The sequence below is a fragment of the uncultured Corynebacterium sp. genome (assembly GCF_902782855.1).
Lineage (GTDB): Bacteria > Actinomycetota > Actinomycetes > Mycobacteriales > Mycobacteriaceae > Corynebacterium.
The window spans coordinates 1-2,049 of record NZ_CACZOO010000334.1 but is presented as its reverse complement, the minus strand read 5'-3'; the positions used below and the strand labels follow the sequence as shown (position 1 = coordinate 2,049).

Genomic DNA, 2,049 nt, shown 5'->3' with positions numbered 1-2,049 from the left:
GTCCTTCCCCCGGTCCCGCAGCGACCACGTCGAGGGTGAATGGCTGAGGTCCAGCCCGATGTTCGACGCGGTGACCCGCCAGATCGTCTCGGTGAAGGGCTCCCCGTCCGAGCGCTGGTTCCCGTTCTCCGGTTTGAAGGAGTAGGAGGTCATCCGCCCGGCGATGACCAACGGCGCCCCCCGCACCACCGAAGACATCACGTGATCGCCGAGGCGCCCCCAGCACTGGACCTCGATGAACAGTGTGCCACCTTCCCGCCACTCGCCGTTGTCGTTCCACCGTGGGGTGGACGCCATCCGGAAGGTGACGAGCTTCATGATCGACGAGTGCCTGGTCGGATTGGACGCCGCGAACCCCGTCATCGTCACGGACATCTGTTGTGTGGCCATGGTCAGCCCCCTTCTCCCCGGGGACGCGACCCCGGGATCTGCGCCACGGCACCGGCCGGACGACTCCCGGAGGTCGGCGGGGCGTGATCCCCACCTGCACTCCCCCGGTGGACGCAGATACTCCCCCAACCACCATGATCTGTCGAATACCGGCCCAGAGCCTGTGGACAACTCGGCCTGAATCAGAGGGAAGTTATCCACACCCCCGTTCACCTGCGGTTTTTCTGGGACGGGGGGACGCTCACTCCCGGTGCTTCTGCCGGTACTCCCGCTTCGCCCTGTCCGAATGCATGAAGCCCTGCACCTCATCACCCCGGTACTCCGTGCGGTAGTACCCGGACTGCGCGGAATCCTCACCGGACCTCAGCCCGGCAAGCATCGCGTTGTAGGCCTCGAGCTCGGCATCCCCGTCGCGGTCCGCCTTCCGGTCGAACCGCTTCTGCTCCTTCTTGTCCTGCTTCGCCCACTGCGCGCCGTGCATGATGCTGACCAGCACCAACGGGATCTCCGACAGTCCCCAGGCGATCGCACCGCCGGTGTGCTGCTGCTCCATGAGATCCACCGGGAACGGGAGCTGCAGCGACAGGTAATAGGTCTCTGCCAGCGGCTCGGACATCTGCATCATCGCGATACCGAACCAGGCGTGGAAGGCCATCGCCGCCAGCGTCATCAGCAGTTTCATGAAGGGGCTGAGCTGCCGCGGGGCGGCGTCCACCCCGATCGCGACCCAGTAGAACAGGTAGCCGGAGATGAGGAAGTGGATGTTCATGAACACGTGGCCGGCATGCTCCTGCGCCATCCACTCAAACAGGTCGGACAGGTACAGGGCGTAGAAGCCGACAACGAACTGAACTGCGGCGACGACCGGATTGGTGAGGAACCTGGACACCGGATTGTTGATGAACACGACCAACCACTCACGCGGACCCTGGATACCGTCCTTCCCGGCCGGTGGCAGAGCGCGCAGCAGCAGCGTCATCGGCCCGCCCAGCACCCAGAACACGGGGATCATCATGGTCAGCGTCATATGCTGCAGCATGTGCGGGGCGAACATCGCCATGGAGTACAGGCCCAGCCCGGAACAGGTGACGAAGAGCAGTGTGAGGTTGCCGAGCGTCCACCAGACCACCCGGCTGACCGGCCACTCCACACCGCGCTTACGCAGGACGCGCCACGCCCACATGTACACGGCCTGCAGAATCAGTGCGCCGGTGCCGAAGATCAGGTCGAAGCGCCAGTGGGTGAACACGGCTGCCGCGGAGAACGGCTCGGTGAGATCGAACCCGAGGGTCAGTTCCGCCGGGGAGATGTCCGCGGTGAACTTCACCGGCGGCGGGATACGGGACAGGGAGATCGCCACACCGACGGTGGCTGCCATGATGAGGACCTCCACGATCGACAGGCGCACGAAGGGACGCTTCCACCAGGCGTCCTTCGTCTCCGTCGAGGCCTCGAGCTGCGGGATGGTGCGCTTACGGTGCGCCCAGCCGATCGCCGCGAGGATAACGGTGAGCACGGCCTTGAGCGTGATGACGCGACCGTAGTCGGTGGTGAACCATTCGGAGAAGGACAGGCGGATCGCGGCGTTGATCAGTCCGGACGCCGTCACACCGATGATGCACACCATCGCCAGCCACGAGTAACGGTGCACCAGTTCGG

General features: G+C 65.0%; 2 protein-coding genes. Both read right to left on the bottom strand.

The window, feature by feature from the left end; genetic code table 11:
* The coding region (locus QZV72_RS13610; protein ID WP_297009183.1) for a single-stranded DNA-binding protein at positions 1-390 on the bottom strand (390 nt) is incomplete at its 3' end.
* Positions 391-631: 241 nt separating this feature from the next.
* Positions 632-2,049: bifunctional copper resistance protein CopD/cytochrome c oxidase assembly protein (locus QZV72_RS13605; RefSeq protein WP_297009181.1), on the bottom strand; the 1,418-nt coding region annotated here is incomplete at its 5' end.